21 protein-coding genes and 1 riboswitch are annotated in these 23,363 nt (G+C 46.4%); all 21 genes read right to left on the minus strand.

Translation table 11 applies throughout. From position 1 onward, the window contains the following. Positions 1 to 570: a thiamine phosphate synthase gene (locus AC4PM4_RS24380; protein ID WP_491614751.1), complete on the minus strand. Its 570-nt coding sequence runs from the start codon at positions 568 to 570 to the stop codon at positions 1 to 3. 339 nt (positions 571 to 909) lie between these two features. Next, a riboswitch (TPP riboswitch) is annotated at positions 910 to 1,019 on the minus strand. Between the two features lie 133 nt (positions 1,020 to 1,152). Then, entirely contained in the window at positions 1,153 to 2,703 is a 1,551-nt protein-coding gene (locus AC4PM4_RS24385; protein WP_491614752.1) for an ABC-F family ATP-binding cassette domain-containing protein, read from the minus strand. A 132-nt stretch (positions 2,704 to 2,835) separates the two neighbouring features. Then, on the minus strand, positions 2,836 to 3,819 hold the full coding sequence (locus tag AC4PM4_RS24390; RefSeq protein ID WP_491614753.1) for a hypothetical protein: 984 nt from the start codon (positions 3,817 to 3,819) through the stop codon (positions 2,836 to 2,838). Continuing rightward, positions 3,806 to 4,357, minus strand: a complete 552-nt coding sequence (locus tag AC4PM4_RS24395; RefSeq protein ID WP_064637150.1) for a hypothetical protein — start codon at positions 4,355 to 4,357, stop codon at positions 3,806 to 3,808. The genes AC4PM4_RS24390 and AC4PM4_RS24395 overlap by 14 nt, the downstream gene beginning before the upstream one ends. After that, positions 4,354 to 4,752 carry a hypothetical protein gene (locus AC4PM4_RS24400; RefSeq protein ID WP_063562842.1) on the minus strand — a complete coding sequence of 133 codons (399 nt, stop codon included), beginning with the start codon at positions 4,750 to 4,752 and terminating at the stop codon, positions 4,354 to 4,356. Before AC4PM4_RS24400 ends, AC4PM4_RS24395 begins: the two co-directional genes overlap by 4 nt. Positions 4,753 to 4,768: 16 nt before the next feature. Continuing rightward, positions 4,769 to 5,254, minus strand: a complete 486-nt coding sequence (locus tag AC4PM4_RS24405) for a hypothetical protein (RefSeq protein ID WP_063562843.1) — start codon at positions 5,252 to 5,254, stop codon at positions 4,769 to 4,771. 55 nt (positions 5,255 to 5,309) lie between these two features. After that, complete coding sequence (locus AC4PM4_RS24410) at positions 5,310 to 7,376, minus strand: hypothetical protein (RefSeq protein WP_072733291.1); 2,067 nt, start codon at positions 7,374 to 7,376, stop codon at positions 5,310 to 5,312. Then, positions 7,366 to 9,192, minus strand: a complete 1,827-nt coding sequence (locus tag AC4PM4_RS24415; protein WP_491614754.1) for a pilus assembly protein CpaF — start codon at positions 9,190 to 9,192, stop codon at positions 7,366 to 7,368. Before AC4PM4_RS24415 ends, AC4PM4_RS24410 begins: the two co-directional genes overlap by 11 nt. Positions 9,193 to 9,199: 7 nt before the next feature. Further along, a complete protein-coding gene (locus tag AC4PM4_RS24420) occupies positions 9,200 to 10,030 on the minus strand; it encodes a CpaE/TadZ family protein (protein ID WP_491614755.1) in 831 nt (276 codons plus the stop codon). Further along, the gene (locus AC4PM4_RS24425; RefSeq protein ID WP_064637143.1) at positions 10,027 to 10,740 is read right to left on the minus strand and encodes a hypothetical protein; all 714 of its coding nucleotides are present in this window, start codon (positions 10,738 to 10,740) and stop codon (positions 10,027 to 10,029) included. The genes AC4PM4_RS24420 and AC4PM4_RS24425 overlap by 4 nt, the downstream gene beginning before the upstream one ends. A gap of 69 nt (positions 10,741 to 10,809) precedes the next feature. Continuing rightward, entirely contained in the window at positions 10,810 to 11,832 is a 1,023-nt protein-coding gene (locus tag AC4PM4_RS24430; protein WP_063562848.1) for an SAF domain-containing protein, read from the minus strand. 26 nt (positions 11,833 to 11,858) lie between these two features. Further along, on the minus strand, positions 11,859 to 13,337 hold the full coding sequence (locus AC4PM4_RS24435; protein ID WP_491614756.1) for a serine/threonine protein kinase: 1,479 nt from the start codon (positions 13,335 to 13,337) through the stop codon (positions 11,859 to 11,861). 179 nt (positions 13,338 to 13,516) lie between these two features. After that, complete coding sequence (locus AC4PM4_RS24440; protein WP_079693930.1) at positions 13,517 to 14,566, minus strand: SAM-dependent methyltransferase; 1,050 nt, start codon at positions 14,564 to 14,566, stop codon at positions 13,517 to 13,519. A 6-nt stretch (positions 14,567 to 14,572) separates the two neighbouring features. Further along, positions 14,573 to 15,352, minus strand: coding sequence for an ABC transporter ATP-binding protein (locus AC4PM4_RS24445; protein ID WP_072733295.1), 780 nt, complete (start codon positions 15,350 to 15,352; stop codon positions 14,573 to 14,575). Continuing rightward, positions 15,349 to 15,666, minus strand: a complete 318-nt coding sequence (locus tag AC4PM4_RS24450; protein WP_079693932.1) for a thioredoxin family protein — start codon at positions 15,664 to 15,666, stop codon at positions 15,349 to 15,351. The genes AC4PM4_RS24445 and AC4PM4_RS24450 overlap by 4 nt, the downstream gene beginning before the upstream one ends. Then, positions 15,666 to 16,004, minus strand: coding sequence for a cyclic-phosphate processing receiver domain-containing protein (locus AC4PM4_RS24455; RefSeq protein ID WP_063562852.1), 339 nt, complete (start codon positions 16,002 to 16,004; stop codon positions 15,666 to 15,668). The genes AC4PM4_RS24450 and AC4PM4_RS24455 overlap by 1 nt, the downstream gene beginning before the upstream one ends. Before the next feature lie 20 nt (positions 16,005 to 16,024). Continuing rightward, positions 16,025 to 16,873 (minus strand): deoxyribonuclease IV, encoded by an 849-nt coding sequence (locus AC4PM4_RS24460; RefSeq protein ID WP_491614757.1) that lies wholly within the window; start codon positions 16,871 to 16,873, stop codon positions 16,025 to 16,027. Further along, complete coding sequence (locus tag AC4PM4_RS24465; RefSeq protein WP_063562854.1) at positions 16,863 to 17,684, minus strand: Fpg/Nei family DNA glycosylase; 822 nt, start codon at positions 17,682 to 17,684, stop codon at positions 16,863 to 16,865. Before AC4PM4_RS24465 ends, AC4PM4_RS24460 begins: the two co-directional genes overlap by 11 nt. 7 nt (positions 17,685 to 17,691) lie before the next feature. Next, entirely contained in the window at positions 17,692 to 18,501 is an 810-nt protein-coding gene (locus AC4PM4_RS24470; RefSeq protein ID WP_491614758.1) for a TIGR01457 family HAD-type hydrolase, read from the minus strand. Between the two features lie 353 nt (positions 18,502 to 18,854). Next, positions 18,855 to 19,793: a ribonuclease Z gene (rnz, locus tag AC4PM4_RS24475; RefSeq protein WP_400345546.1), complete on the minus strand. Its 939-nt coding sequence runs from the start codon at positions 19,791 to 19,793 to the stop codon at positions 18,855 to 18,857. Positions 19,794 to 19,866: 73 nt separating this feature from the next. After that, complete coding sequence (gene metH, locus AC4PM4_RS24480; protein WP_491614759.1) at positions 19,867 to 23,307, minus strand: methionine synthase; 3,441 nt, start codon at positions 23,305 to 23,307, stop codon at positions 19,867 to 19,869. Positions 23,308 to 23,363 lie beyond the last annotated feature (56 nt).

Here is a 23,363-nt window from a genome sequence, read left to right on the forward strand (position 1 = left end):
TCATCTCCTTGGTCCGGCGTACTTGTCTGAATCCGTGATCGCCTGTCGCAATGAAGCGGCAGCTACTTCCGGCTTATCGGTCGTCCAAATCGTTGAAATTACAGCGGCTCCTCTAGCACCAGCAGTTCGAATGGCAGCAATATTCTCAGGACTAATCCCGCCAATCGCGATCACGGGAATCGAAACATTAGAGCATACCTCAGCTAACGCACTTAGCCCTCTGGGTTCGCAATTCGGTTTACTATTTGAAGCATAGACATGCCCATAAAAGAGATAATCCGCTCCCTGTTCTTCTGCAACTTTTGCTTCTTCCAGAGAATGAACCGATATGCCTACGCGCAGCCGATCGACTCTCCTCAACTCATCCTTATCATAGCTGCGAGTAACTGCTTGACCCCAATGCACACCACCAATTGAAGCATATTGATCCAGCTGATCTGAGCCATTCATAATGATTCGGTCAGATGGAACACCTTGTGTTTTTAGACCTTGCGCCCAATACATCTGTTCTTCAAGGGTCAGCTTTTTTTCCCGAATGTGGATATAATCGACCCACCGCCATATACCCATAGCAATATTCAGAAAAGAGCCCAAGTCTCCTGTACCTGGTGAAACCACATGCAGTTCGAATGATCTTGTTATTACATGTTCGTGGAAGATTACCGTCCTATTCGCCCTCCTCTTGCATGATTTAAGCTGATATACAACAACAAAAAAGCCACTCCCGTAGGGGAGTGGCCACGAATTTAAAATTCATGGATCAACTGAATGACTGTCGCATGCAATTACTCTATACATAACGCACAACAACTATAGAAACCATCCATAGTCGCAACGCTGTATACATAGAACTGCATGATTCATCTTGCAGGCCATATCGCAAAGTCAACGATAAAGCTCTTTGTCATTAGCTGAAACGCGCCACTTCCCTACGCTGGTATGATCCAGATCAGGTACAAAGGGTCCGGAATCGCATTCTTCCATCTCAGCCGCATCGTGCGGCCCCCCTAGTGTTCATATGAAGCTGTAGCCTATGTTACCATAGACACCTTTTTTTGTCACCGTACATTTCCATGAATTACGTTGTTCACCATTGCTGAAGTCATGTAGTTAACGAAGTTGCTGTTTCTGGTGCAAAGAATTTCGTAGAAACTATTGTTTGTCGGACCAAGCTTCAACATCCCACGTTTTGGTTACCCAACCTTCATAAAATTCAGGTTCATGGGATACGAGCAGCACGGTACCCTTGAATTCCTGCAGGGCACGTTTCAGCTCTGCTTTAGCGGTTACATCCAAATGGTTTGTGGGCTCATCGAACAAAATCCAGTTACTTTCACGCATCAGAAGCTTACATAAACGAACCTTGGCTTGTTCACCACCACTAAGCGCGTTAAGCGGGCGGGTGATATGCTCATTTTTTAATCCACAACGTGCGAGATGGCCCCGGACTTCATTCTGTGTCAGATGAGAAAACTCATTCCACACATCTTCGATCGGGGTAATATTACCTGCACGTACTTCCTGTTCGAAATAGGCTGTTTCCAGATAGTCCCCCAAGAAAGTCTTACCGCTAATAGGTGGGATTTTCCCCAAGATCGTCTTGAGCAGTGTGGATTTACCTACACCGTTACATCCAACAATGGCAATTTTCTCGCCACGCTCAATCGTCATCGTCATTTTAGGCAATAATGCATATGAATATCCGATTTCAAAATCAATACCCTCAAAGACGGTTTTACTACTCGCCCGGGCATCCTTGAATTTGAATGTGGGTTTGGCCGCTTCGTCTGGACGATCAATCCGTTCAATCTTGCCGAGCTGCTTCTCACGGCTCTTGGCACGACCGGAAGTGGAAGCGCGGGCTTTGTTCCGCTGAATGAAATCTTCCTGCTTCTTGATAAACTCCTGCTGTTTCTCATAAGCATCAATATGTTGCGCCTTATTCATGTCGGCCATTTCAAGGAATTTGTTATAGTTCGCTGCATAACGCGTCAACTTGGCAAATTCCAGATGATAAATAACGTTAACGACCTCATTCATAAACTCTGTATCATGCGAAATCAGAATAAACGCATACGGGTAATCCTTCAGGTAACGCGTCAGCCATTCAATGTGTTCCACATCGAGATAGTTCGTCGGCTCATCCAACAAAAGAGCTGTGGGTTTCTCCAGTAAAAGCTTGGCAAGCAATACCTTCGTACGCTGACCACCACTAAGCGCGGCCACATCACGATCTAGACCGATGGCGGACAATCCAAGTCCATTCGCCATCTCTTCCACTTTCACATCGATCAGATAAAAATCACCTTGCTCCAATTGCTCTTGAATGTCACCCATTTCTTCCAGCAACAATTCGAGCTTGTCCGGATCGGCGTCTGCCATCTGATGCGTGATAGACATCATTTCTTTTTCCAACTCAAGCAAGGGCAGGAACGCATCCTTAAGCACATCACGAATCGTTTTTCCAGGCGTGAGCTTGGTATGCTGATCCAGATATCCATAACGAACTTTGGGGGTCCATTCGACCTTCCCTTCGTCCTTTAACAATTTCCCGGTAAGAATGTTCATCAGTGTGGACTTACCCACACCATTTGCACCAACAAGACCTACACGCTCTCCGGCAAGTAAACGAAAAGATACATTTTTAAATAACGTGCGGTCTCCAAAATTGTGACTCACGTTCTCTACTGACAATAAACTCATAAGATGAGGTTGCTCCTATCTATTGGACATTACTATCGTTCCGAAACCCTATTTTAGCACAGGTGTCGCCTTTTCTGAAAGTAATGTAAACATCTCATGCAACCTCGCTTTTATATTACAAACAAACTGCCTTTAATTTATGGAACAGTTATACTCAAAATAACCTTGTGCTGCCGCTTGTTTGGCATTTGTAAACACTTCTTCGGCTCTGTAACCATTGCTACATGTGGAAGGGTAATAGTATTTAATTCCACTTACAGGATCAACTCCGCCAACGATCGCTGTTTTCTTCACCAGTCTGCCACCACCAATGGCATAATTGTTAATCTTTTGGTTACCTACAGGTATTCCCTGAATAAACGCCATCAGCCCCGTATCATTAATCGAATTGTACCAGTCTTCCTGAGAAATCAAAGGCATGGTAAAGGTGTAGGAAACACCATTCCTTCTTGCAAACTCATTATGCCGGTTAATAACATCTGCCAAATCTTCCTGCACACTTGTCACGATCCGGCCTCGTCTGACCTGCTCAAACGTCTCGGCATTCTGAAGCAGAGGGATTTGTGTGCTGGAGGCCAGTTCTTTCTGGAAACCCTCAACCCACATGCCCAAGCCTGCATCATAGGCATACACATACCCATCGAGTGTGAAGTTAATACTGCTACCATTTGAATCAGAATATGTATAGGGCTTTTTAGGACTCCAAACTTGCCGGAATGAATCTTCAAGATCACCTGTCATCTCAGTTTCGTTCGCCAAAATGTAATAACCATCATAATCCAGCACGACCATTGCAGGAATGTAATTAAACATGGCCCGTATAGCAGCAGGATCATCCTGAATCCCCATATTTAGCGCCAGTGTTTGGGTAAAGGTAGTCAAGGCAAGCTCTTTGTCCGCTTTTACAAATTTGGTCGAATCATACCCTGCTTCATCGTCTTGCTTCTCATTTTGATGCATCACAGCCCCTGCATCCAGTACGGCAGTCTGAAGTGCCATCTTATATTGATTGCTTAAATATTGAGCCTCTTGGGCATTGTCTGTATTGTGAGAAATAACCCAGAATATAGGTAAAAAGATAAGCACAAACACAATAGAAAGATCAGTAATCTTCATTGAGCACCATACCCCCATATGTGGTAAACACGGCTGCAGCCTGTGCAGACCCGTTCAACCACTCACGAATCAACATGGCAGGTGTGCGATTGGTATTTTTGACGGTTACAGTGAAGAAATCCCCCATTGCCAGTGTATATCTGCGCCCAGGATCGTCTAAAGCTAGCACACCGGACGAAGGAAACAGCTTTGCTTTAATTTGGGCTGAATAATAGCCATCTTGTACGGTTTCATAGGTGCCAGAAAATGTGCTCTGATCCATCGGATCTGAGTAATGAGGAACATATTTTTTGTGCAAATGCTCCATGGAAATCTCATAGGCATTCCCCGTTCGGGCCATCTGTTCTTCGAATTCTGTATACATGACAGGGGATATGTATCCCTTTGTTCTGACTGCATCAACAAAACGGGTAACCGTCTGAACAACGGTCATGCGTGCCATGTCATCCTGTCGATCTGCAGTCTCTGCTGCCGGATATACATAAAGCAAAATCACTGCCAGCAAAACAGCAAGCAGCTTGGACGCAGCGTTAATCAAGGTGTACTGGCCTCCTTCCAAAATGCAATCTTCAGCAGTTCGCCAGCCTCACTTCTTATGAACTCGGGTCTATACGAAGCAGCAAGCTGGACAGGAATGGTTCCTCTTCTGTTTACAAGGGGATCAATGACATATGCAATCCCGTCCACCTCCACGCTGACCGTTGTCCCTGTCATTTGCCTCACAGTGTGTAACACTTCCGCACCACTATAACGGATTGGCTCACTTATACGCAGAGTGGTATTCAGCCGTCCTTCCATGTCTGCTGTTGTCTGCACCAAGTGATTCAAAGCGTCTGAAAGAACCCTAACATTCTGCTGCCCGTACAGGCAGGCTGTCACAAATAGGACAACCGCCGTACAGAACAACATGAGCTGCTGTGTATTCTGGGACATGTTAAACCAACTCCTGTCAGGATTGCTGGAAAATAAGCCCTCTTACCACATTGGATCTGTCTTTTACGATAATTGCTTTGAATTTACCACTTGGATTGACATATTGGTTGTCTTTTTCACTCATAGTTTGATTAATAATACCTACTTTATCATCTGGAGAAATCACTGAACCGTAATCTGCGTTATTGAGATCCTGGGATATGTTCAACTGATTGCCATACCATTGACCCCCCTTGTTTTTACCTGTAATAACTTGAATACCGAACTGATCCTTGTCCGCATATTTACGCAACGCGTTTGTGACTTGTGATCCGCTAATGGTTGTTCCGTCATACACGGTAAATGCAGCTTGGGACAACTCGGTCTGGATATCGGCAAAATTGTTCTGTGCCGTTTTGGTTGCCTCCTGAGCCGAAATAAACAATAGAACCACAATCGTAATAAGGGCGATGGTCAGAAAGATGCCTGCTGCCACCTTTAAAGCACTTGATGCATTGTTCATGATAAATCCTCCTATATCGTTTTTAATTTATTTCAGACTGTGACGTACATGGTCGTTACAGTTTCTGAATCTGTTCATAATAAATGTTCATTTGAAGGAAACTCATGCCTACCAGCGGAATGACCAGATAGAGGAAGATCAGGGCATACATCGGTGTAAACCCGATCATTCTTCCCCATGATGCTTTAACATCAATCATCTTGGTGTATTCCTGCTTCCGTTGTTCAAAATAAAAGGCCATCATACTATCCAGATCATCAAATGCCTCTCGAATCGAAATTTTCCCAAGTGCAAGTTGCAGTTTTTCAACCAAACGCTGAAATTCAGGCAGACCTGCATCTTCTTTCAATTGTTCAAGTGCATGCTCCGGCCCATGTTCAAAGTGCAACAGACATTTTTGCAGTGGTCTTTTGAAAATAACAGCAAAGCGATTGAGCCATTCCAGTATTTCCTCTACAGACATACGGTCCATCTCTCGCAAGATTGAGATAACCGTCTGAAACTGATAGATTTCATGCCTCATGTCCATGCTTCTCATCTTGCGCTGGAACATCATGAGCCAGATCGGCATGTGATAACCCGCTAAACCTATCATCATTGCAATAATTAACTCCCACCAGTGGAGATATTGCTTGTTGTAACCTTCCAGCTTCTGCAGGATGCGTGCGATAGTTTCAGTCTGTGCATCATGCTCCAGTGGAACGGGATTTACGGACTGCAATGCATTGGATATCTCATCAAAAGTTGCTCCTCGCTTCATTTCGATGCGCTCGAGTACAGCTTGATCCAAGCTTGTCTTCTCGGTAGCCTGCTTCAACTCCGCCTCTCCCATCGCGCCAAACATCCGGTCATCTCTCACAGGATCATGTAAAATATGATTTCGTTCAACCTGATGCAGCAGAAAGACACATCCAATGGTCAGCACAAAACAACTTACAAATAACATCAGCCTTCGTATCGCCAGCCATTCATATTTCAGTTCCGAGCTACTTTCCCGCATCAGTCTTACGGTTTGACTGTAATTGGTACTGCCAGGTTTGGCCACGAACAACATCGCGACTTTACGAATGAACGTCTGCCTGTATAGGAACTGATCGATTCTGGAGTGTTTGCGCCCTGTCCGATAGCGGGTTTCATCATATTGCTGAAGTCTTTGCAAAAGCAGGTAGGCAAGTATGATAATGACATAGATCGATATTTTGGTTACAAACCCGATTTTGCTGCGATAAAATTCATCCATAGTCGGAAAACTTCCTCTGGCCCAACGTTCGATTGGAGCTGTGAATAGAACGGGGGCCAGGGCGATGATATTCAACCCTTTTAACAGATAGTCCAATTTGTCCCGCCGCAAAATCTCCAGATGAATTTCCTGTGTCAGATTCCCCAAGCCTTTCAAGTAAATCGAACCCTGTGCTCTATCTTTATCCCCGAACTCCATCACCATATATGAAATACCGGCAAAACCTTTAAGAAAGCGATTTGGCGCAATCTCATAATACCGTTCCAAAGCTTCGTTCGGATCCGGAGAAGTCAATGCTTCATAGATCAACAGCACTTGCTCGGCAGCCTCTCCTTTACCTGCTTCCGCTGCTTCATAAAGTGCCTCCTCTACCATTCCATGCTGATGATACCGATGTCTCACGTCGGCAAACAGGTCCAGCATCTGTACCAACAGTCGCTTCTCCATACGATTCAGACACATATCCAGTACAAGGCTGTTTAGAACTACAGCGCAGAGTACCGACAATATAACAAAGGCGATACCCGGCTGCATAAGGAAAAGGATTACACTGATACTCCCGTATCCTCCGAAGATAATTAGAACCACGTTCATAGTCATTCGTCTTAATGCTGGTTCGTCGCCTACATGCCGGAATGAGATTCGTTTCTGTACTTGTAAAATATAAGCAGAGAATAGCGGCACTTTCATGCCCCACCGATAAGACTGTAACAGGACCGATCCCCACCGCAGCGTACGAGTGCCGTTTAGCGTAGCGATCCCGATAGATTTACTTGCATTGTCTCCTCCTCTGTGACGTAACAGGTTCAGTACAAGTAGCGTGATTATCAGGCCACCTGCACATATCCCCAACACCAACAGAAGAGCTATCTTAACGGTCATAGGTATCACCCCAATGTTGCTTGATGAACTGTTCGAACAGCGCAGCGTCCTGCAGTGTCATCTGATCCCGCATATCCGTAATGCTTCCTATGGAGATCGGAGCTGTGATGACGTAATTGCCATCCTTGTACTCGATCACATTGCGAAACGTAAATCCCGCCCGTTCCTCCACGCTATCCCCTTTATTCGCACGTGGCAGACACTCCGTAATTCGTTCGATATATCTTCGTCCCTCTGCGTCCTTTTTCATATGTACATCGAAATTAATGACACTTACTACTTGCTCCTCGGCAATATGTTCATGTTGGAACATACCTGTTTTGAGCAGTGAATTACGGAGGGAGAAAACCAAATCACGAAACGTTTTGGCATGATGGGTAAACAGGGTGAACAGACTGGCAACCTGGGACATCTGAATCATCCATGCGGCTACTTCGTCACTTGCGACCTCACCGAGAATATTTACAGTACCATCCGTCTTTTTCTGTAAGTCCAGTCCCTGTTGACCTGAGATGTGCTCCGTCTCCCGGAAGCTTAGTATGTTACGCCGACTGTATATACGCCGAAGCTGTAACTCGAAAGCCATCTCCTGTACACGCAGGGTATACGAAGCGTAAATATGCTTCACCATTGCCATAAGTAGTGTCGTTTTACCCGATCCCTGTGCTCCTGTTACAGCTGTGATTCGACTACCTTTCATCAAATATTGCAGCAAAGTGATTGGCAGATCTGCGTTGTTACCAGTAATCAACTGTTCCAGTGAAGCATTGGGAATATCAAATTTCCGGACAAAGAATGCCCATGATTCGGCAAAGGGAGGACGCACAACAACGACACGTGATCCATCCTTCATCTCGTTCACCTTGTATCCATTTGCTTCCGAAAGCTGTCCCGGATAGTTGTATTTATAAATATTTTGACATACCCTCTTCAGTTCACGGATATTGCCAAACGACAGGAAGGACAGATGAATGGACTTACCTTTATAGAAAATCCAGACACTTTCCATTCCAGTAAGTGGTTCTTCAAGGGGAGCATCTTCAAGTCCATCCGTGAGCAGATCATTCCACGAAGCTGGCTGCCGTAGCCCCATATCCTGAAGGGCATCCAACATGCCACTTACACCACCACTAACGCCATCTATTCGTTGATCTCTTATTTCATCAACCACCGAGAAGCCTTTGTAATGCTGGTAGATGCGTTGAACAATGATATCTGTTTTTTCTCTGAAGCCAAGCTCTCTATACTCACACTCAAACACATATCGGATGTCCTCCTCGGAGATATAGTAACTTCCTCCGTCGTCTGCACCTTCACCCAGCCTCAATCTGCCAAGATCATAAGTGTCAATCATGCGTGACAAGGCATCGACACCAAATTGCTGCCGGTATAGATAAAACACGATTTCGAATTGATCCTGAACCGTCAGCAACTCAGCTTCTCCAAAATATATGACCTCATCGATATTTGACTTATTCAGTCCTATACTGCGAGTAAGCAGATCACCTATCAGATTTTTGACATATGTTTTGTCACTAATGCTTCCTGATACACAACCTTTAAGCGCCTTGCGCATCTCGGCACGCTGATTGATTCTTCGGCGATATTCTTCTTCATGCAATCCTGCATCAGCAAGTTGACTATGACTAAGCTCATGAAGCGAGTTCTTTACTTTCTCTGTCAGCACTTCAATCGTGAAGGATTCGCGCTCAGGAGCACGGTTATTTTTTTCACGATGGGAAGCTCTGTATTTGAACCAAACATACGCAAGACATAACAACAAAATTAAAATTAACCATAGGGTATTCCAGAGCATCAGATGTTCAGGCTCCCCTTTCCAGCCTTTTTAGTACGGTACGCATCCCTGCCCCATCCATAATAAGACGAGCGAGTTCAGCCATACTTGCGGCAAAGCTCCCTTTACGAATATCTTTATTGTTGCTCAGACCTTCCAATTGCAAGTACGCAGCCGCATCACGACGATTGAAGGCATCCAGAAATCCGGTGGTATAAGGCAACACTGATATCGAGCCCTTGTATCGAAAACGCCGACGAATATTGGTGATGGTTGTGCGTGAATGAGGATCATACTTATTCAGCACGATGTGCAGTTTCTGATCACTCATGCTCTCGGGTCTGATTTTTTCAAAAAAATACTCCAGATCCCTCATATTTTGATTCAGGCTCACCACAACATAGTCCGCTTGATCCAGCAGAACCTGATCACTAGTGCCTGCGCGATCTGCATCGAGAAGAACCAGATCATAATATTCATTGGCTACGTGCAACAGCCTTTTTAATGTCTCCACATGCTCTTCTGTTGAACGTTCCAATCGATTAATTCTGCCAGTCAACAAATCCAGACGGTCATTGAGGAGCGGCTTGGTGTAGTCCCTCAAATTATGCTTGTTCAGACTCCCGCTGATATGCAGCCGTTCCACAGCATCCCATCCCCCCTCCTCGAATGTAAATACGGATCCCGTGTCCTCTATTTCTTTAGGTGGGAGGGCAGCTTCTGTGCTGCTCCCGACAGGACCTGTATTTACAAGCAAAATTCTTGTCCTATATTGAAGGGCCATCGCATAGGCGCCGATCAACGCACTTGAGGTGCTGCCTGTTCCTGCAAAAGGACTCCAAAACGTAATGGTGCTCATGCCCTCATCCTTTCTGCTTCTTTAATGGCCCGGCGACTCTGGACATTTTCCCATCCGGTCAACTGCTCCACTAACCTGCATAGCGATTTTTTATAGTTCCGTGACAATGGCCCCAGGCGAATACGGCGATGATGCTCATTTTCCAGTTTGACCGCTGCAGTCAGTTCATCCCAAGGCAACATCAGCGATTCCCCTGTCCATACAAATGGACTACCTTCCAGATACGCCCACAAATATCGAGCTTCCAGTTTGCAATCAACGGCATTAATCAAAATGCGCTGAAATGGTAGTTCTGCTGGTAGGGACTGCTCTTCAAGCAACCGCTTGAGCCAGCCTTTGCCCCGTTCCAGATTGTAACGTTCATAATCACTGACCCAGACACGGATATCTGCCGTGAGCCATAGATCACGTGACGCAAAGTGTGATGTTTCCATGTCGTAAAGGACGTAATCATAACTCTCCAATTTCTCGCCACTCGCTTCAAGATGACTCTCAACCGCTGTTGAAGTTACGAACTGACATGCGATATCAAAACCTTCAAATTCTGTAATACGCAGAGATTGCTGACTTTCCCCAACGCCGTATCCATATTTCTGCTGTAATGTTCCATCAACAAGCAAGACACGTTTACCGGAGGACGCCAGTATTTTGCAAAGGTACAGCATCAGGTCATTCTTCTCGCATAACCCAGCAAAGATCCATGTTTGCATAGCTATCGAATCTCCTTTTAATTTCTTTTAAACGTTGTTACATGAATAATAAATGGTTTTTCCTGCTTTTTACTCCCCGCCCGTCAGCAAGCTTTTCTGCTCATCCGCACTTGAAGCAGATGCTGAAGAATCATTGCTCCCTGTACCCGTCGTTCCGCCGCTACCAGAACCATCATTCCAGATGACCCCATCAGTAGATGAAGAGTTATTCGCTCCAGGGCGACTATTGTATGAAACGGAGGACTGTGCAACGTCCTGCTCCACACCTTGGGAGGGCGCTGAGATGGATGCGGCGAGTGAGCTTTCTAACGAACTCCGTACTTGCCGCGCTAACTCCACTTCAGCCCGACGTACAAGATTAGGATCACTCTCCAGCAGTTTTAACACTTCATTGTTAGCAGGGTATGTCGGAATCGCTGGTGTCTGGAACTGTGGTTCTACATAGGTTAAGGCATAGATTGAAGCTTTATGTAAATAGGCATCTACAATTGCACTTGAAAGGGAAAGGATCTCCTCCTCCGTCATCGTAATCCATAGTGTAGCTGCATTTAATCTTTGGACTTTCTTTTTGGACAGGAGAATGTAGTCTTGACCCGTTGGAAACTGAATACGAATATCAATGATGTCTCCCTTAGCAAGTGAAGAAGGTAATAACACAACCTGTAGTTCACGATTCCTTAGATCCGGCGGTGCCGGGGTATCTTCATACACCATTTCAGTTGTAATGGCTGTTCCCTTTTTTAATTCTATTTTCGCCACTTGACCATCCATCTGCTTGGAGCTGGACCAAAGATTCCTTGGTGCCTGTGCATCCGGAACGGCTATGAGTTTGATATCCTCGGGCAATATCGACTCTCCTGCTTCAACATCCCGTATTGTCACCCATCCCTGTGCCCCCGAGTTCCATTGTTGCATCAATTCAGCTTCTTTTTGTTCGTAGGCTGATGAGTATCGGGCCTCCACTTCAGACCTCGTATCACTCATGGTTTTGACATTGTAAATGACATATGCCCCAAACAACAAACCGATTGCTCCTGCTCCCGTCAATCCAGCGTAAATCAGTTGGCGGCTTTGTTTTCTTAATTTAGACAAAAGAGGCTCTCCTTTCGCAATCTCTTCTAATCATGTACTCTTTTTCTTGCAAAGAAAGAACGTTTCTTGGGTAGCTGCCCCATCATATGAGTCAGAATATGAGCAAAAACCTTATCCATCTGCGGTTCCCGATCAAAGGGATCGATATGTAAAGGCAGACCGTAGACACTGGAAGTGTCCAACGTTTTGCGCATGCGCTGAACTGCGTCAGCTGCTGCGAGTGGCAGGCAGTAGATCCATTTGTCTCTCGGGTACCGGTTGTGTGAACGGACAAAAGATCCAATCTCAGCTTGTCTCCATTCGGCACCGGAACCTATAACAATGGGCAAGTCAGCTCTGAGAAATTCTTCAAGCCGGTTCTGATCCTGACCACTGCCCAGATCCATCACAATGAACTGATAGCTGCCTCCCAATAAAGACAGGATGTCTGCACGTCCCGATTGTTTCCAGTAATGTACACCATCCACTGCAAACTGTCTGCCTGCTGGCACGGGTTTACCTGCATGCGCGACTTGTTGAATCCGTGCAAACGATTGGGAACGTGGCGACATCTCGATTATAGCCACTTTGAAGTTCTGCCGCTCCAGATAGTGACTGATGGCTATGGCCGTATGCGTAACCCCAACTCCGGATGATGCCCCCGTCAAAGCGATCACTCTAGTCCCTCCGCTTATCGTCACCGTCGTTTCTGAACCACCAGCCGCTATTCCCGGTCTGCGCAGCAGCTCCTTACGAACTTCATCAGCCGATTGAAAGCGCTCATTCGGGTTCAGTCGCAACAACCTTCTCGCAACGGGAATATAGGTACGTGGAACATCACTGCGAATGGAGCTCTCAACTCCCTGAATCCATTCCGTATACACTCCACAAGTCATGAGATAGAGTAGCAATGCTCCAAGCCCGTACAGGTCAGAACGCGCATCAGTCTGTCCTGAACCATATTGTTCTGGTGCAGCGAAGCCGGCCGTTCCCAATTTAACCGTATCATCGACTCTTTGTGCTTTATAGCTCCGCGCTATTCCAAAATCAATCAGTCTCACTTCATGTTCCGGTGTAATCATAATGTTGGATGGTTTCAAATCCCGATAGATGACAGGTGGGTCCAGATTGTGCAAATAACCTAATACATCCAGCAGCTGAAGCACAAACTCCGTCATATGTTCAAGCGGAATCTTCCCCCGACATTGCTTGAAATAGTCACTAAGTGTCAATCCCTCAATGTACTCCATAACAAGATAGGTATACCCCAGCTCATCCGGTACAAAAAAATCTACGATTTGCGGTAATCTGGGATGCCTCAGAGATGTAAGAAGAGCAGCTTCTGACTCCATACTGCCTTCGTATGGCATCGCCGTCACGCTTTCTTTGATCGCCCAGGTTTTGCCTGGCAACTTCAAATCCTCTGCTTCATATACATGACTCATTCCACCCGAACCGAGAATGGACACGATACGGTACCTTCCCCCCAGCAGGCTTCCACGCTCGAGCCTAGCCGGATGTCTCATATAGACTCCTCCTTGTGTGCATAACAAAAAAGGGAAAGCTTCACCGAAGCGGAACAGACCGGAAATCCGGACTCTTCGCTTCGGGATGCTTTCCCTCAACTTGTTATGGTTAATATTGGTATCATTATAGTATAGGCAATAAGGTATTGTAAAGCATAAAGTTTAATGCCTTTAATAACTTAATACTTAATCATATATAGCGTGATTTCTTCACGGTTGTGAAACAACTGTTTGGAACGCTGAATCTGCATCCGGGAGCGCTCAAATGTATCGATGACTTCTTTAATCAAAGCGAGCGGCTTCTTATGCAATAACTTCACCGTTACAACCGCTGTTCCCCCTGATTGAAGACTGTATAACAGATCCGATATAAGACGGCTCATCAGCTTGGGGCTCCAGCTCATATCACATACGAGCAGATCGAATTCCCCTTCGCGGAAACGTACATCACCGGCATTTTTTTTCAAAAAGGTCAGTTTGGGCGATTCCAGCAGGGTCGCATCCATCTTGGCCGGATCAACAGCTGTAACTTCAAGCCCGCGCTCAAGCAGGAAAGAGGTCCATCCACCTGGTGCAGCACCGATGTCCAATGCTTTGTGAAAAGAAGTAAAGTCGATGCCAAATGTCTGCTCCGCTTCAAGCAATTTGAATTTGGCGCGGGAGATTTGCCCCTCTTCCTTCTGAAAACGAACTGCTCCGCCACTCCAGTCCGATAGATTTTGATCAGGTCTGGATACACCGGCATAAAACATGTCATCTGTTACGAAGACAGATATAACATGATCCGCATCACGAACAACCCACTCACACCCAAGATCATCCAGCTTCTCAGTCAATAGCTGTTTCAAAGAAGCAGCGTTCTCCTGCCAGAAGGCACCTTCGGTTTTACGAACTTGTAATGTAACTTTAGTGCCTGTTAACTCCGTATGGTTCAACACAAATGAAATCAATTTTTCCATTGCTTGCGCTGAATCTTCCGTATTTTCCTGAAATTGAACAGGTTGAATATGACGTAAAAACGTCGGGCTTTCTTCCAAAAGCTTGATCGCTACCTCTTCTTCCGCAATCGGAAGACCGGCAAGCAGAATCTCACCTGGTACGAGTACCGTGCTCTTTACTGCCCCGAACGTACGGCGCAATTCCTCCTGAGCATAGGGCGCAAAACCATGATTGGCTGTGCAAATAAAACGGGAGAAGTCTCCTTCACCCCAAGATGACTGTGTACTCAAAATGTGTTACCCTCCAGAACGTACGCGAATCCAGGGACGTCCATCATCCCACTGGATATCAACCGGAACATCGTACGTATGCTTAATTGTATCTTGTGTTAAAACTTCATGTTTGGGCCCTGCCGCAGCAATACGTCCATCGCGGATCAAGGCCACGTGTGTGAACAAAGGTACGATCTCTTCGACGTGATGAGTCACATAAACGACAGTGATATTTCGCTTACGCAGTCGATCAATTTCGGCCAACATTTTCTCGCGTTCATACAGATCGAGTCCGGCACAAGGCTCGTCCATAATCAGCAATTTGGGATCTGCCATCAATGAACGAGCCAGCATTACTTTTTTGCGTTCCCCTTGAGAAAGGGTGCCGAGCGGATGATTAGCCAGTTTTGCAAAGCCCATTTCATCAAGCAGGTTCAATGCTTTGGCCTTCACATCATCCGGGATCGTTTGATAGAAACGCAAAAAAGCATAAGCTCCTGTTGCGACAACTTCCCACACCGGATCTCGAGGTGTCAGTTTCTCAATCAATGTCTGACTGATATAACCAATTTCTTTCCGAACCTCCCGCACGTCACATTGACCATACAGATTGCCCAATACTTCAATGCGCCCCTGACTTGGAAACATATATCCATTCATCATTTCTAGCAGCGTTGTTTTACCTGAACCATTACGCCCAAGAATCACCCAATGCTCGCCTTCTTTAACATGCAGATCGACGTCATCCAGAATCTGATTGTCTTCCCTTCTAAGAGAGACATGCTCCATCGAGATTACACTCATTTTAGCACCGCCTTTCGGATTTCCCCTAACAGATGCTCGACAGAGTTCATCCGATAGACCATTCTGGGCACATCATGTTCTCCATCAAACAGCATAACCGCAGGCACGCTCGAAATCTGAAACTGCTGCACTAGATCCGGGATATCGTGAATATTCATCTCGGTCAAAATCCCTTCGGGCAGCAAATGTTCGGCGATCTCAAGCATTCGACGTGCTGCTGCGCAGGTTCCGCATAGCGGGGTAAAGATAAATACAGCCTGAGGCATGCCTTCCCATACACCACGCATTAACATTTTCGTTGTAATTGGCTTCATCAGCTTTCTTCTCCCGCAGCAACACGCAGCATAACCTCACCCGACATCGGACCATTATGGACGGTAACAGAGTCTGGTTTATTGCTGTACAACAATTCGTACATCTGACGTTTGCCATACATGCTGGACGTGTGCAAATAGATCTGGCGTGGAAACAAACCTTCCCGGACGATCGAAGCAGCAACTTCTCCGCCATTCGGTGAATCTGGACCCAGTTCAAAATCCAAGGATAGAATGTCCACGTCACCTTCTCTAAGCAGCATCAGGCATTCTTCTGCATTGGTAGCCAGAACAAACCCTTTCGGACATGCCCGGTAATCATCCAAAAAAACATGCATTACAATCGCTCCTCTCCCATTTAAAGCCAGGAACGCATGAGTTCAATGTCACCACGGTGTGTTCCATCTTCGCCTGATTCTGTTTCCAGGACAACTACCGCTTGCTGAAATTCAGGCGCACATAACAGTTCCTGCATCGCTTTTTTCCCTATATAACCCTGTCCAATCCGTGCATGTCTGTCCTTGCATGAACCGGAAGGATATTTCGAATCATTAAAGTGAACAGCCGCAAGAGCATCCCAGTATCCCAGCAGTCTGCCTTTCTCCAGCATGGATGCCTCATTGCCTGACGTCCACATGCCTGAAGCAAAAGCATGACACGTGTCAAAACAAAAAGCAACATGTTCAGGATACCGGCTTAGCTTACGAATCTGTATCAACTCTTCCATCGTCGTACCCATGGGACCATGATCCCCAGCCTGATTTTCAAGCAGAACCTTAGCCTGTCCATCCCAATCTGCTAAAGCGGTATCCAGACAGGATATGAGATTCTGATATCCTTCAAGTGGTTCATTGCTCTTGAGATGCCCAAAATGGACTACAGTCCCTACTGAACCGCAGGCATCTGCAATATGCAGATCATTTTGTATCGATGCGATGGTTGCATGAAAACCCGCCTCTCCTCGGGTTTTGCCCAAAGCTGGATTCGTGGGATAGGGTGAGTGGGCAATGGAAGATATCCCCTGCTTCTCACACCAATCCCGACACTGTTCAGCATCTTTGAGGTCCAGTTCTTTCAAGCCAAGGCTCCGCGGGTTCTTCGGAAAATATTGAAATGCCGTAGCCCCCATCTCATATGCTCGCTTGGCTGCCTGAAGAAATCCACCTCTGGTGCTGACATGTGCCCCGATTCCGCTTTTAAGCCTCATGCTGGCAATCCGGACAGAAGAAAGCCTTCTTGCCCGTAATTTCCACGCGAGCTATCGTTCCCCCACAACGAGGACAAGTTTCCCCTTCACGATCATACACTCGGCACTGCTCGTCAAAACTTCCCGTCTTGGTATCTCCCTGCATCAACGGCATTTCCATATAACCGCCTTCCGAAGCAGCTTCCCGCAACACGGATTGCACAGAATGGTACAAACGTGCTGTGAGTTCAGACGAAGCAGCAATATTTTGCGTCTTGGAGCTTGGTCTCAGGCCTGCTGCAAATGCAATCTCATCCGAATAACAATTTCCGATGCCAGCAATAATGTGTTGATTGACCAGTGTAGTTTTGAGTGTACCCCGGCGTCCTTTCAAAAGGGCAGCAAAACGTTCTGCATTCATGCGCCGATCAAGAGGTTCAGGTCCAAGGTCAGACATGGCCTCTTCCGTCTCTTTGGAAGTAAGCAGATGCAGATATCCTAAACGGAGCCCAATAAAGAATAAAGTATATTCTCCAAACTGAATTTCCACTTGAGTGGAACGATCAGGACGTTCAGCTTCTGTGCCCCAGAAAATCATTCCGCCCAGCATAAGGTGCAGCACAAGCCGCTTGCCATTAGCCAGATGAAAAATCAAATGTTTGGCCCGGCGCTCTACAAATATGATACGATTGCCTGTCAGTTCACGGGTGAACACATCAGGATCCGTATTAATCGACTTTTCACGGTTAACCACCACACCTGTAATCGGCAAATCGAGTATTTTCTCGGACAGCAAGGTCCGGTAGTTTTCCATTTCCGGCAATTCCGGCATCGTACATCTACCCCTTCTTGGATGCTTGGCTTGTCGTCTGCGACAGCCACTCAATCAGTTTATGCAAATCTTCAAACACATGATCAGGACGAACCTTGGTCGCCTGGATGTGGCTATCCATATTGTCCCGTGTCGTTATTCCAGTAAGAACCAGCAGGGTCTCGCAACCCGCAGCTGCTCCTGCCGCAATATCTGTACGCATATTGTCTCCGATTACAGCAACTTCATCAGACTTTAAGTTCAATCGGCTAATAGCCGACTTCATAATAATACTTGACGGTTTGCCAATGACGGTAGGATGAACTCCGGTTGCTGCTTCTATCGCTGCCCCAATCGTCCCCGCTCCCGGCGTAAGCCCATCATCAGAAGGTAGCTGCAAATCAGGATTGGTCATGACAGATTTAGAGCCGCCATTGATCCAGCGAAGTGCTTTAGTCAATTTATGATAGGAAAATTCACGATCAATTCCTTGTATAACGTATTCAGGTTCATCATCTGTTAGTGTAAGCCCTGCAGCTTCTATCGCTTGCAACAGCCCTTCTTCTCCGATACAAGCCACTTTCGCACCCGGAGACTCTTGGGCCACGTATTCCGCAGCCGCCACCGCAGAAGTACATACCTGAGATGCATCGGCGGGGATACCCATCCCGTTCAGATGATATGCCACACCTTGCGGTGTACGAGAAGAATTATTAGTCACAAACAAATAAGGCATGCCTTGTTCATTCAATGTCTGAATAAGTTTATCGGCTCCTTCGATACGATGTCTGCCATGATAGAGCGTACCATCCAGGTCGATCAGATAGGCCTTAATCATATACAGCACTCCTTTCTTTATTCCATTAACATTTCATGTCCTTAACCATTTGCATCGAACTTCAATGCTAACCTATGTATACAGTACATAAAAATGGCTTGCTCACATCTGCACGCAACACGTCGAACCGAATCGAACACGGACGTCTAGCCCCGCGCGTCTTCTGTACAAGCTTGTCATTTCCTGCGCTTTCCCGGAAAATAATTGAATCATTTCCCTGCTCATATTGCCCATCCTACACGCTTTCCGGCCAGATTGCAAAAGGGACCTCGGGAGTAACTTCCCCTCAGTCCCGTGCAATTAACGGCTTGTTCTCCCGTCTTGTTTGGCTGTACTGTTTCGCACATCCACCATTAGGATTCGCTCTTACGGTGAACAACTGGAATCAGCTCGTGTTCAATCGCAAGTTTCGTATTTGGGAATATCGACTGCGCTTCTTCCAGAAGTGGCTGCAACTGATCCTCATCTTTGTAGCGAGAGCTAAAATGGGTCATGATCAGCTGTCCTGCATCTGCCGCTCTCGCCGCCTCAGCCGCTTGCTTCGAAGTACTATGATAGTACTCATGAGCCGTATCAGCCAAATCATGCAGAAACGTGGCTTCGTGTACAAGAACATCCGCATTTAGTGCAAGTGGCTGTACATTGTTACATGGGCGCGTATCTCCCAAGATGGTAATGACCATCCCTCGCTTGGGTGCACCCAACACATCTTCTGGGCGAAGGAAGTCCCCGTTGTCGAGGGTAATCGTTTCTCCCCGCTTCAAGCGACCAAATAGCGGCCCCGGCTTCAAGCCATACTCAGCCAGTTTTGCAGGGTCCAAGCTGCCTGGACGATCCTTTTCGGTAATCCGATACCCGTAACTGTCGATACGATGTTCCAGCAACGCAGATTCCACAATGAAGCTCTCATCTTCGAAAAGCACTCCGCCTGTATGTTCTACAATGCTTAGATCATAGTTTAGACGTGACTGGCTCAGCTCCATGGTTGTCATGATCATTCGTTCAGTTCCTGGCGGACCATACACCGTTAACGGTGTAGTGCCACCCTGATATGCTCTGCTGGAGAGCAGACCTGGAAGTCCAAATACATGATCTCCATGTAAATGGGTGATAAATATTTTCTCCAATTTGCTCAATTTAAGCGGAGAACTTAAAATTTGATGCTGGGTTCCTTCCCCACAGTCAAACAACCACAATGCTCTGCGCTCATCCAACATGCGCAGCCCTATGGAAGTTACATTCCGCTGAAGCGTAGGTACACCAGCGTTAGTTCCCAGGAAATATAGTTCCATCTGGATCGCACCTCTTTCTGCTGCCAGCAAAAAGCCTCCGACAATGCGGAGGGCTTTGCCTGACCTTTTACTTTTAAGCCTTATCCACGTTAAAATACTTCGCTTGCGGATGGCTGAAAACCATCGCCGATACGGATGCTTCAGGTTCCATCATGAAACCTTCAGTCAATTCCACACCAATATCCTCAGGCTGTAACAACTTGAACAGTGGCCCTTGATCTTCCAAATCGGGACAAGCCGGATATCCGAATGATACCCTAATTCCCTGATAGCGTGCTCCATGACGTTGCTTCATGGTCATCTGTGCTGGATCCGGGAATCCCCAGATATCTCTCATCATATGATGAACGCGCTCAGCTAATCCCTCTGCTACTTCAAGCGCTACGGATTGCAGAGCATGTGAGCGAAGATAATCACCTTGCTCCTTCCAAGCTGTCGATAACTCCCGTACACCGTGCCCAGCCGTTACGACCATGAAACCAACGTAATCCATTTGTCCGGATTCCACTGGCTTCAAGAAATCGGACAGACACAGGTATGGTTCAACTTTTTGACGAGGGAACGTAAATGTATGCAAGATATTACTTGTATTCTCCGGGTCATAGATGATGACGCTGTTACCGCTGGACTGAGCCGGGAAGAAACGATACATCGCATGCGCCTGAATAATCCCGTCACGAACAGCTTCCTGCATAATATCATCCACTACCGCTTTCAGGTCAGTGGCTTTTCGATCACCCGAAGCAAGTAGCTGCTCTACTGAGCCACGCAAACCAAGATGGTGACCTAGCAACATCTGCATGTTCACATACGGTAATATGTGTGATAGCGGATAGTTCCGCATAACATGTCGCTCCAGATCCGGTGGAACGAGAACCGGGTTGTCTATTGCGATATCCGAACGCTCTACCCGAGTTAGCTCGGGAAGGGATTTAACAGTTTCTGCGCCAGCTGCGTCAGCCTCTTTTTCAGCGTCCATCTCCAACTGCATCACTTCTCGAGTACTTGGGTTCATCAGCTTGTTGGCCAAATCCAGACCGTCCATCGCATCTTTTGCATATACAACCATGCCGTTATATTCCGGGCGTATACGATTCTTGGTGAATTTGCGTGTCAATGCCGCTCCACCAACCATAATAGGTACATCAATTCCTGCTGTGCGTAAGTCCTGAGCTGTAAGAATCATCTGTTGCGCCGATTTTACCAACAGACCGGATAGACCGATCGCATCGACTTTCTCTTCTCTGTATGCCTCAATAATTCGCTCTGGTGGTACTTTTATACCCAAATTAATGATCCGGTAACCGTTATTGGAAAGGATGATCTCCACCAGGTTTTTGCCGATGTCGTGTACGTCGCCCTTAACCGTCGCTAGAATAATCTTTCCTTTAACAGACGTCTCATTCTTCTCCATGAACTGTTCCAAATAAGCTACCGAAGCCTTCATAACTTCCGCGCTCTGAAGCACTTCTGCTACGATCAGCTCATTATTGTTAAACAGTCGCCCTACTTCTTCCATGCCCCGCATCAACGGGCCATTGATTACTTCAAGGGCTTTATATTTGGCGAGTGCCTGCTCCAGATCGGGCAGCAAACCTTCTTTGCTTCCTTCAACAACATACGATGCGAGACGTTCTTCCAACGACAGGTTAGAAATCTTTTCTTTTTTCTCAACCTTTTTGTTACGGAACGCCGCTACGAAGGCAGCTAGTGTTTCGTCATTCGTATTATATAACAGCTCTTCCGAGAGTCTGCGCTCTTCTGCCGGAATGGATGCATAACGCTCTAGCTTCTCTGTGTTAACGATGGCATAATCGAGACCTGCTTTGGTACACTCATATAAAAATACAGAGTTCAGCACTTCACGCCCTGCTTCAGGCAATCCAAATGAAATGTTACTGATTCCCAGTATCGTATGACATTCAGGCATCGCTTCTTTAATGACACGAATACCTTCGATTGTTTCTTTGGCCGAACCGATATACTGTTCATCGCCCGTCCCTACTGGAAACACCAGGGTATCAAAAATCAGGTCTTCTGCTTTTAATCCATATTTGTTCACCAGCAAATCGTAAGACCGCTTGGCTACCTCCAGCTTGTCCTCACGACTAATGGCTTGACCGCGTTCATCAATCGTTCCGACAACGACAGCACCGCCGTATTTATGCAACAACGGAGTGACCAGCTCGAACTTTTCCTCGCCGTCCTCAAGGTTAATGGAGTTAATTATCGCTTTACCCTGAGAGTATTGCAGTGCAAGGTCGATGACGGCTGCATCTGTCGTATCGATCATCAGTGGCACCTTTACTTTTTTGACAACAAGTTCAAGGAACTTCTCCATGTCTTCGGCTTCTTCACGGTCCGGGTCTTGAACACAAACGTCGACAACATGTGCCCCATTTTTCACCTGAGCCCGAGCAATTTCCGAAGCTTCTTCATATTTCCCTTCAACAATAAGACGCTTGAATTTCCGTGATCCAAGTACGTTCGTACGTTCCCCAACCATGTAAGGGCGATTGTCCTGTTCAACGTAGACTGGATCAATTCCCGACAATGCTGGTGGATGTGTTCCGTTCATTTCTCTTGGAGGGTACTTGGCAAGTGTATCCCGCATTGCCCGAATATGTGCAGGTGTTGTTCCACAACAGCCACCCGCGATATTCAACCAGCCCTGTTCGGCAAAAGCACCGATCTTCTGAGCAAGCGATTCAGGCGATTCATGGTAATTACCATTTTCATCCGGAAGCCCTGCATTTGGATAACAACTTACTGCAACTGAAGCCATTCCGGAAAGCGAGCGAATATGGTCACGCATGAATTCCGGACCTGTAGCACAGTTTAGTCCAACTGAAATTGGGTTAAGGTGTTCTAGGGATATATAAAAAGACTCAATGTTCTGACCAGCGAGGGTTGTACCCATCGGTTCGATCGTTCCTGAGATCATCAAAGGAAGCTTGATACCACTTTGTTCGAATGCCTGTTGAATTCCAATGCTACCTGCTTTTACATTAAGCGTATCTTGTGAGGTTTCGAGCAGCAACGCATCAACGCCTCCCTCAATTAAAGCAAGCGCTTGCTCAAAATAACTGTCGATGAGCTCTTGAAAAGTTACGCCGCCTGTTACTGACAGCGTTTTGGTTGTAGGTCCCATGGCACCTACCACATAACGTGGAGACTCCGGTGTCGAAAATCGATCCACGGCTGCTTTTGCAATTCTGGCTGCTTCGAGATTAATTTCACGTGCACGGTCCTGAATGTCATATTCAGCAAGTACAACAGAAGTTGCACCAAACGTATTTGTTTCAATTAAGTCAGCACCGGCTTCCAGATATTCCTCATGAATACGCTGGATTAGCTCTGGACGTGTAAGTACAAGCATTTCATTACAACCATCTAGGTCTTCTCCGCCAAAATCTGCGCCTGTGAGATCTACTTGTTGAATCATGGTCCCCATTGCACCGTCGAGGATCAATATTCGTTGTTTTAATGCATCATGTAGGCTAAGCTTGTCCAATATCGTCACCTCCGCAAAACGTTAAATCTTAGTTTAACAGAAACTAACTTAATGTG

It is taken from the genome of Paenibacillus sp. MDV22-iso6 (genome assembly GCF_058408365.1).

Excerpts from the sequence above, each read along its gene's own strand:
- AC4PM4_RS24405 (WP_063562843.1), bottom strand. The coding sequence starts at position 5,254 with ATGAACAATGCATCAAGTGCTTTAAAGGTGGCAGCAGGCATCTTTCTG.
- AC4PM4_RS24435 (WP_491614756.1), bottom strand. The coding sequence starts at position 13,337 with ATGAGACATCCGGCTAGGCTCGAGCGTGGAAGCCTGCTGGGGGGAAGG.
- AC4PM4_RS24465 (WP_063562854.1), bottom strand. The coding sequence starts at position 17,684 with ATGCCGGAATTGCCGGAAATGGAAAACTACCGGACCTTGCTGTCCGAG.
- AC4PM4_RS24380 (WP_491614751.1), bottom strand. The coding sequence starts at position 570 with ATGGGTATATGGCGGTGGGTCGATTATATCCACATTCGGGAAAAAAAG.
- rnz (WP_400345546.1), bottom strand. The coding sequence starts at position 19,793 with ATGGAACTATATTTCCTGGGAACTAACGCTGGTGTACCTACGCTTCAG.
- AC4PM4_RS24455 (WP_063562852.1), bottom strand. The coding sequence starts at position 16,004 with ATGCATGTTTTTTTGGATGATTACCGGGCATGTCCGAAAGGGTTTGTT.
- AC4PM4_RS24390 (WP_491614753.1), bottom strand. The coding sequence starts at position 3,819 with ATGAAGATTACTGATCTTTCTATTGTGTTTGTGCTTATCTTTTTACCT.
- AC4PM4_RS24400 (WP_063562842.1), bottom strand. The coding sequence starts at position 4,752 with ATGTCCCAGAATACACAGCAGCTCATGTTGTTCTGTACGGCGGTTGTC.
- AC4PM4_RS24460 (WP_491614757.1), bottom strand. The coding sequence starts at position 16,873 with ATGAGGCTTAAAAGCGGAATCGGGGCACATGTCAGCACCAGAGGTGGA.
- AC4PM4_RS24450 (WP_079693932.1), bottom strand. The coding sequence starts at position 15,666 with ATGAAGCCAATTACAACGAAAATGTTAATGCGTGGTGTATGGGAAGGC.
- AC4PM4_RS24470 (WP_491614758.1), bottom strand. The coding sequence starts at position 18,501 with ATGATTAAGGCCTATCTGATCGACCTGGATGGTACGCTCTATCATGGC.
- AC4PM4_RS24410 (WP_072733291.1), bottom strand. The coding sequence starts at position 7,376 with ATGACCGTTAAGATAGCTCTTCTGTTGGTGTTGGGGATATGTGCAGGT.
- AC4PM4_RS24415 (WP_491614754.1), bottom strand. The coding sequence starts at position 9,192 with ATGCTCTGGAATACCCTATGGTTAATTTTAATTTTGTTGTTATGTCTT.
- AC4PM4_RS24425 (WP_064637143.1), bottom strand. The coding sequence starts at position 10,740 with ATGCAAACATGGATCTTTGCTGGGTTATGCGAGAAGAATGACCTGATG.
- AC4PM4_RS24385 (WP_491614752.1), bottom strand. The coding sequence starts at position 2,703 with ATGAGTTTATTGTCAGTAGAGAACGTGAGTCACAATTTTGGAGACCGC.
- AC4PM4_RS24420 (WP_491614755.1), bottom strand. The coding sequence starts at position 10,030 with ATGAGCACCATTACGTTTTGGAGTCCTTTTGCAGGAACAGGCAGCACC.
- AC4PM4_RS24445 (WP_072733295.1), bottom strand. The coding sequence starts at position 15,352 with ATGAGTGTAATCTCGATGGAGCATGTCTCTCTTAGAAGGGAAGACAAT.